Here is an 8,080-nt window from a genome sequence, read left to right on the forward strand (position 1 = left end):
AATATGTTTTTTTTATGCAACTCAAAGTTAATTGAGATACTTAAACTTTTCTCACACTTTTTTAAACGTTTAGGACGCTATTGATTTTTTTGCACTTTTTTTATTATTCACTATAAATCAAACAGTTGTAAAGTGTTATTTTTTAAATAAATAATATTCTTTTTTCAAGATTCATTTTTTAACGCACATATCAAGAATCACAAATGATTATTTATTTATCATTTTATGTTTATATAATAAACATTTATATTATATTTGCGTTATATTCCTTAACAACGAGTGCTTAACGATTTATATAATTAAGCACATGACTAACATCAATATCAGTTTAGAATCATGGTTTCTTTTTAGAGAGGCCATACATATGCTTAATGAAGTAGGAATATGACAAAAGATTTACTTGGAAGAAGACAAAATAAATATGCCCTCATTGACTGTAATAGTTTTTATGCATCATGTGAGACAGTATTTAGACCCGATTTGGAAGGAAAACCTGTTGTGGTTTTATCTAATAATGACGGATGTGTGGTAGCTGGAAATAAAGAAGCGAAGAAATTGGGATTTAAAATGGGAACCCCCTTCTTTAAAATGAAGTCTGTGATGCAAAAGAAAGAAGTAGCCGTTTTTTCGTCAAATTATGCATTATACTCTAGCTTATCTCAACGTATCATGGCACTAATTAGACAATATGGATCTGCAATAGAAGTGTATTCAATTGATGAAGCTTTTCTAGATTTATCCAATACGGAAGAAACAACAGGAATTGGCACTCTGATTAAGCGCACTATAAAAAATAGAACTGGAGTACCCGTTGCAGTAGGTATCGGCAGTACAAAAACATTGGCCAAACTTGCCAATCATCTAGCGAAAAAAGATCCTAATTTTCCTGGAGTATGTGAATTATCTGCTTATGAAAAAGATAAAAAATACATTGCACATTGGCCTATAGATGAATTATGGGGAATTGGTAGACAACATTGTAAATCATTACAAGAACATAATGTATTCACCATTGGTAGTTTTATGGATCTTCCTGAAGCTTACATCAAAAAAAAATGGCATGCTCCTGTTTGGCGTATTTACAAAGAATTACAAGGTGTAAGATGTCATACTTTTAAAGAACGTCCAGCTCCCAAACAAGGTATAGGTACTGCACGTACTTTTTCTAAACCTGTTAATACCTGGACTCACCTCAAAGAAATCATGTGTGGCTTTGTTGCTTCTGTTGCTGAAACATTAAGACGTCAACATAGTTTTACTCAACATATATCTGTATTTGTAATGACAGATAAACATAGAGAACAAAATCATTATTATGCCAGTGAAAAAATAAAATTAGAAATTGCAACAGATGATACTACCATTCTAATAAGAGCGATGCTAGTAATACTAAAAAAAGTTTTCAAGGAAAAACATAATTACAAAAAAGCAGGGGTTCATCTCACTCGTATAACACCCAACACATCATCTCAGCAATCTCTTAACATTGTACAAACAAAACAAGAAGTTTGCCGAAAACATCAACTTCTTGATACATTGGATAACATCAATAAACGGTTTGGGAAAAATACATTAGTCTTTGCATCACAACGTATAGAAGCACGTCAACCTTTCGATATGAAACAAGAAAATAAATCACATAAATTCACAACAAATATTAATGAAATTGCTTTTGTGAAATAATTTGATTAAAAAATTAACAGAGTAAAGTACACGATTTAAAGCTGTGATTAGGGTTAAAATTGCTAATTTTTAACTTTTATCATCAAAATGTTACATAACAAATTACTTTTTATACTAAATACATTGCATAATTATAGGATTTTACTGACATTTGTAATGTACATTTCCAAGAAGAGGTTAATACGTTTTAATCTTTCTCCACTGATGGAACGAATTATGCTTCTAATCAGTTAGATAAGTACAAATTAAAAGACATAAAGTACTCTTGATACGTCAAGAGGATATTTATAAAGAACTCATTTTTAATTGGTTTTAGTTTTTAGCTAAGTTGTTAAAGGTCCTGCTCTCTGAGCACGACCTTTTTCTTTTTTATGCTAAAAAGCTTTGTGATAAAGCTTATTCTAAACCTTTAGTTAAATATTGTATAATCACCTCGTGCTCTACTTCGATATCCTTGGCAAGCATAGATTGTGCACCAAGCATCACTGTACCTGCAAAAATCATCTTATTGACATCACCATCAAATAAATTCATATAGGCCTCACGAAGATAAAGCATAAATGGATTGGCTCCTCTACCTTTTGATTCTAAAAACTGAACAAGTATTCTATATTCATAATAGAAGTCAATTTCAAAACGATAAAAAGCAGCAATTGTTTGTTCTAAATCCCTATAGCTTTTTTCCTTTTTCTCTCCAATAAATTTGACAATTTCATCCACTAGACCATATTCACCATCAAATCTTGTATAGAATACCTTTGTAGTCGTACCACAATGTGCAGCTAATTTCCTTAATGACCATTCACCACCATCTAGGATATATTGAATACTCATTTCAACCATGTTTTCTTTGGATGGAGCAGCATTTTTTCTAGTCTTTATCATCGTTCTAGTTAATAATTTCAGTTTGTTATAATATGACAGATTTATGATTGTTTCCTTAAAATGAAACATTGTTTCAAATATGATATTTTTTTAGCAAAAAACAAGTCATTTTAAGGGAAAGGAGTAGGATTATCGTAGGATTTAAAATGATTTAAGAAGACTTTAAAGAAAAAATGAAAAGGAATGAATAATTTAGCAGTCCAATAAAAAAGGGAGAATGAAAGCAAGAGAATTACATCAACAATTAAGTAAGGTATTAACCGAAATCTATGAAATCAATGAAGCACAAAGTATTGCCTCTATTTGGATGGAAGAACGATTGCATTTAGATAAAGTTCAGATATTGCTAGCTCAAGATGATATTGATTTATCAACAACCTCATATAATGAAGATGTAAAACGCTTATTACAACATGAACCCATCCAGTATATCTTAGGTGAAGGTGATTTTTATGGAAGAAAATTTAAGTTGAATAGCGACACATTAATTCCAAGATCTGAGACTGAAGAACTTGTTTGGAATATACTTCAAAAGCATAAAGAAGGTTTATTAATAGATATTGGAACTGGATCAGGATGTATTCCAATTACTTTATCGCTGGAAAGTAATTTGAAAACTATTGGAATTGACATCAATAAAAATGCACTAGAAAAAGCAAAAGAAAATGCGGAGCAGCTCCATGCATCAACGACTTTTCTTCTAAAGAATATTCTTACTGATACCATTGATGAATATAATGATATTGATATAATTGTCAGTAATCCACCTTATGTTACAGAGGCTGAGAAAAAGATTATGGATCAAAATGTAGTAAAATTTGAGCCAGAATTAGCCTTATATGTTTCTGATCATGATCCACTCATTTTTTATAGGAGAATTGCAGATATTGCTCAAGAGAAATTAAAAATAAATGGAATGCTTTATTTTGAAATCAATGAACAGTTTGGAAAAGAAACAGAAGCCTTATTGTTAGAAAGGGGATTTGAAAACACCTCAATTATTAAAGATTTCCAAGGTAAAGATCGTATGGTAATTGGTCAATTAAAACAAAAAAAAACTAAGAAGATTACTCCTTAGTCTTTCTTTATGTTCATCTATTTTATTTTTTGACAATTGGTTCATAATCATAAGCGTAATGATTATTAATTCCAGACATCATATAAACAAAAGCTGCATTCCAATTAATAGCTATTTCATTGGTAGAATAACTACACCAAGTGTCGCTATATTTTAAAGCAGGATACTCACTTGCATAATTACAATCTTCATTGTTAGAATTTTGAGGACCTCCAATAAGTAGACCTGGAACAGGATCTAAAACACTATCAGCTTCTGAAATTCTATGATGAGGGTGCATTACTCTATTAATACCTGTTCCTGTTAAATAAGATAATCCTAATGGATTTCTTCCCAATAAATAATCATATATACCTATTGAAGCATCGATATAATCTTCATTATGCGTTAAACGATAAGCATTCAAAAGTATCATAGCATGATTTGATGCTGTACTGTTTGAACCCCAAACGAAATCAGCTTCATGATGTCCCATACTCACTCTTGTTGCAGATTTTTTATATTGCTCAACCAACTTATCCGCTTTGTTTAGTAATATATTTTTTATTTTCTCATTATCTAGTTTACCTAAATCAGATAATATATTTCTATTATTTGCTAAAGAAAATAAAGGAAGATAACCTACACTGTTCCAACTTTGAATTAGATTGTAATCTACTTTATCCAACTCAACTTTACGGTAATAATCATCTTCCTTTGTTGAAAGATATAATTCAGTTGCAGCCCAGTTTAATTCATCGACTAAATACCCATCATCATAAGTACCTGTATTAATCGTTGGTTTATATTTTTGATTCAGCTTATTTTGATCATATAAAATAGCTGGATTTTTTTCAGCCCATTGAAAAGCTTTGATTGCTGCATTTAGGTATTGATCACCTAACTGTTCATCGTATTGACGATAAATACGAGAAGCGTATGCCATGACAGCAGCAAAATCTAATGTTGCTGCTGTCGATTTCTGCACAACATAACGAGGAGTGTCTTGTCCTTTGTGTGGCATTACAATACCATCAAAGTTTGCATTGGTCAATTTATGATAAACGCCACCATCTTCTCGATCTTGCATCGTTACCATCCAATCTAGATTCCATTTTATATTCTCTAAAAACAAAGGCAGCATTTTATTTTCATGAGGTATTTTAAATTCCATTGAATTCAACATATCAGCATAATGATCATAGGCAAGGAGTAATGAATAAGTAGAAATCCCAGAATTGACTATATATTTATTATAATCACCTGCATCATACCAACCCTTAGTACTTTCTAAGATTTTATCTTTATCACCTTCATTTTCTTGAGCAGAAGCATGGATTTTAATCTGATCATCAAAATGACCTCCTGGACGGGCAAATTTACCTGCATATTTTTCCTCTATTGGTGTAGAACAACGCATAAGGTAAAAAGCTTCAACACTAGACATTAATGCTTTATTACCAACATCTTTACCTACTGTTAGATTTGTTTCATACTGATCAGAAAGTTCTAACTTATAATCTCCTTCTTCTGTTAAAAAAGTAAGATCAACAGTTCCATAGGATTCATTTGAAAATGGCCATTGGTGAATATCACTTACATTATCAGATAAAATTACTTCACCCTTTTCATTTGAGATGGAATAGGACAAAGATTTATCTGTCTTAACAGTCACAATTTTTTTGGCTGAAGGATAATATCCTTCTTGATTAAATAGTAAAAGGTTGGCATCATTGATTTTAGTTTTAGATTGACACCCGACAAGTACAAGAAAGATTGTTGTATACGTTAGTAAATGTTTCATTTCAATGAATTTTAGTTGTTAGTATTCACATTGTAATAAACTATAATTAATTCATTTAATGAAATCAGCACAAATACCATAAAAATGCATAGTGCTAATAATCAATATATTAATTTCAAAATGTTGTATTGATGTAGTAAAAAAATAGAATAAATGTGAGGGATCAGAAAGAAGAAGAAATCACATTTGAAAATAATTAAAATATTAAAAATTGGTTATTTAAAGCTAAAAATAGACTATAGAAACAGTTATTTATAAGATATACGTAAACCATGAATGATTACACACGTTACACATTGATGACGATTGATTATAGAATTAACACTCAAACACGATGAACATGGTATTGGATATTGCAATCCTATTAGTTATTGTATTCTCAATAATTAATTTTGGAGCAAGCTTAAAAAATAAAGGAGAAAAAGGAAGTATAATCTCAGGAATTAGCGGTAGTATATTAAAATCTTCAATGCTTTTAAATATACCCTTAGGCCTAATGGGTATTATTAGTTATGCATTTTATTATTTCAATAAAGCAGGTTTTACACATTTAGATTATGATTTTCATAAATTATTTATGCATGTAGCGCCAGCTTTTGTAATAGTTGGTGTTATCATTCCCATTATCTCACTATTATTAGGTATCACTGCTTCTAAAGTAGAAGCATAAAAAAATCCAGTTATCGAAGTAATTGATAACTGGATTTTTCTTTATTCAAAGATTGTTTTCCAATCACTAATATTTATGGTCTTAAAACCTTTTTCTTTACATTCTTTCAAGTACATTTCTGGTTTATCATATTCTTTTGATTTTTTATCGTCATGAATTACTAAGAAACCTTGTTGAGAAGCAAATTCGAGCATTTCATAGTCACCATCTGAATTTCCAAAAGCAAACATTGGAGGATATCCTTTCTCTTTTAGATTAACTACTTTTCCTTCATTTTCATTCACTCTCACTTTAAAATCAGTACCAATTACATCATCAAAGATTGGAAAAGCATTTTTCATTGCAATTTTCCCAAAATATTGTTCTGAGGCAGTACATAGAATTACTTTAAAGTCATTTTTCTTAAGGTATTCTACTAACTCAAGCATAGGTTGATAAACTCTTACTTTATGTGTTTTAAAGAATTCATCTACATTTTTATGGTAGCTTTTTTCATCTTTTGCTAGAGCTAATAAAGCATTAATAAGATCGTCTTTCGATTTAATTTCTTTATCAGAATATTTCATAGTAAATACAGCAATATCGTATGTTGGAGTCTCAGAAATCATAGTTCCATCCATATCGAAAGAAGCGATTCTACCTTCCTTTGGAGCATTCTTAATCATATTGATCAAATCGCTTCTCATTGGCTCATTCCAACTTTTTAGATCTTGGGCATTCACTCCTGTATAACTTAGAATTGTAAAAAGAATTAATAAGTAATATTTACGTTGTAACATCATATCAATTTTTAAAATGTTGGTTATTTATTATAGTATTCTAATAATTACGTTTAATATTAAACAAAGTTACATTGATATAGATTAAAGTATAAGAAATCAACATTAAAAATTAAATAACAATGACCAATGTAAATAACATTCCATTTTTAAATTAAATTTCAAATAAGTTATTCACAATTAAAGATTTTCATTTGAATTATTGAAAAGATACCCTCTAAATCTACATATTATCGACATTGAAGAAAAAAGCGTGTAGAATTTGATGGAATGAAGCGTAAAAATCTTCACTTGTTTGAGCAAAGCGAGTTTTGAAGATTTTAGTGGAATGGAAACAAATTTAGCTTTTGGCTTCATAGTCTTGAATTTTTGCTTCGTTTTATTTCAAGACAAAATGAAGAAGAAAATATGTTTAGAGCAATATTGATTCAACTTTACAACTACACTCTTAAAAAGAGTTTTTTTCTAGAAGTCAGGAGACTTCTGCCAATTGTAAGACACAAGTCACGCCTACGGCTTAAGACTTGTGCCATTAACTAGTGTAACACACAGAACAGTGGAGGTAACTAAAAAATAAAAGAATACCCTTGAAGTTTACATTACTACGACATTGAAGAAAAAAGCGTGTAGAATTTGATGGAATGAAGCGTAAAAATCTTCACTTGTTTGAGCAAAGCGAGTTTTGAAGATTTTAGTGGAATGGAAACAAATTTAGCTTTATGCTTCATAGTCTTGAATTTTTGCTTCGTTTTGTTTCAAGACAAAATGAAGAAGAAAGTATGTTTAGAGCAATATTGATTCAACTTTACAACTACACTCTTAAAAAGAGTTTTTTTTCTAGAAGTCAGGAGACTTCTGCCAATTGTAAGACACAAGTCACGCCTACGGCTTAAGACTTGCGCCATTTACTGGCTTATACCTCATTACCATTATTCTATTTTTTTTATCGTTTGAAGTTACAAACTTCGATAATGAGTAAGTTCTGAGTAACGTCTATCGGCTTAACACACAGAACAGTGAGATTTATTTTTTATTATCAATATTCTATTTTCAATAAAAAGTACAGACACAAAAAAAGGTTAGTCAACATCTTGTGTTAACTAACCTTATTTATTTAATGAATGTGGCGCCGACTTACTCTCCCGGGGGTTAACCCAGTACCATCAGCACTGTAGGGCTTAACTGCTCTGTTCGGAATGGGA

General features: G+C 30.3%; 6 protein-coding genes and 1 rRNA gene. 3 read left to right on the plus strand and 4 right to left on the minus strand.

The annotated features are described in order from the left end of the window. The first annotated feature begins 384 nt into the window (after nt 1-384). Nucleotides 385-1,683 carry a Y-family DNA polymerase gene (locus tag ACXAHM_RS25845; protein ID WP_474966976.1) on the plus strand — a complete coding sequence of 433 codons (1,299 nt, stop codon included), beginning with the start codon at nt 385-387 and terminating at the stop codon, nt 1,681-1,683. Between the two features lie 396 nt (nt 1,684-2,079). Here ACXAHM_RS25845 and ACXAHM_RS25850 read toward each other — a convergent pair whose 3' ends face one another. Next, nucleotides 2,080-2,568 (minus strand): hypothetical protein, encoded by a 489-nt coding sequence (locus ACXAHM_RS25850; RefSeq protein WP_474966977.1) that lies wholly within the window; start codon nt 2,566-2,568, stop codon nt 2,080-2,082. 217 nt (nt 2,569-2,785) lie between these two features. Between ACXAHM_RS25850 and prmC the strand changes: the two genes are divergently transcribed. Beyond that, nucleotides 2,786-3,646 (plus strand): peptide chain release factor N(5)-glutamine methyltransferase, encoded by an 861-nt coding sequence (gene prmC, locus ACXAHM_RS25855; RefSeq protein ID WP_474966978.1) that lies wholly within the window; start codon nt 2,786-2,788, stop codon nt 3,644-3,646. 22 nt (nt 3,647-3,668) lie between these two features. On the opposite strand, the gene ACXAHM_RS25860 is transcribed toward prmC, so the two are convergent. Further along, nucleotides 3,669-5,429 (minus strand): glycoside hydrolase family 9 protein, encoded by a 1,761-nt coding sequence (locus tag ACXAHM_RS25860; RefSeq protein ID WP_474966979.1) that lies wholly within the window; start codon nt 5,427-5,429, stop codon nt 3,669-3,671. A 334-nt stretch (nt 5,430-5,763) separates the two neighbouring features. Here ACXAHM_RS25860 and ACXAHM_RS25865 point away from each other — a divergent pair, with 334 nt between their 5' ends. Next, nucleotides 5,764-6,099, plus strand: a complete 336-nt coding sequence (locus ACXAHM_RS25865; protein WP_474966980.1) for a hypothetical protein — start codon at nt 5,764-5,766, stop codon at nt 6,097-6,099. A 41-nt stretch (nt 6,100-6,140) separates the two neighbouring features. Here the strand turns inward: ACXAHM_RS25865 and ACXAHM_RS25870 are convergent, their stop codons facing one another. Beyond that, nucleotides 6,141-6,878 carry an HAD family hydrolase gene (locus ACXAHM_RS25870; RefSeq protein WP_474966981.1) on the minus strand — a complete coding sequence of 246 codons (738 nt, stop codon included), beginning with the start codon at nt 6,876-6,878 and terminating at the stop codon, nt 6,141-6,143. 1,121 nt (nt 6,879-7,999) lie between these two features. Continuing rightward, a 5S ribosomal RNA gene (rrf, locus tag ACXAHM_RS25875) occupies nt 8,000-8,080 on the minus strand; the annotation flags it as partial.

The sequence above is a fragment of the Flammeovirga sp. AWQ4_249 genome, from assembly GCF_056161045.1.

What these genes read in the sequence shown, in the direction of transcription:
- ACXAHM_RS25845 (WP_474966976.1), top strand. Translation starts at nt 385, where the DNA reads ATGACAAAAGATTTACTTGGAAGAAGACAAAATAAATATGCCCTCATT.
- ACXAHM_RS25860 (WP_474966979.1), bottom strand. Translation starts at nt 5,429, where the DNA reads ATGAAACATTTACTAACGTATACAACAATCTTTCTTGTACTTGTCGGG.
- ACXAHM_RS25865 (WP_474966980.1), top strand. Translation starts at nt 5,764, where the DNA reads ATGAACATGGTATTGGATATTGCAATCCTATTAGTTATTGTATTCTCA.
- prmC (WP_474966978.1), top strand. Translation starts at nt 2,786, where the DNA reads ATGAAAGCAAGAGAATTACATCAACAATTAAGTAAGGTATTAACCGAA.
- ACXAHM_RS25870 (WP_474966981.1), bottom strand. Translation starts at nt 6,878, where the DNA reads ATGTTACAACGTAAATATTACTTATTAATTCTTTTTACAATTCTAAGT.
- ACXAHM_RS25850 (WP_474966977.1), bottom strand. Translation starts at nt 2,568, where the DNA reads ATGATAAAGACTAGAAAAAATGCTGCTCCATCCAAAGAAAACATGGTT.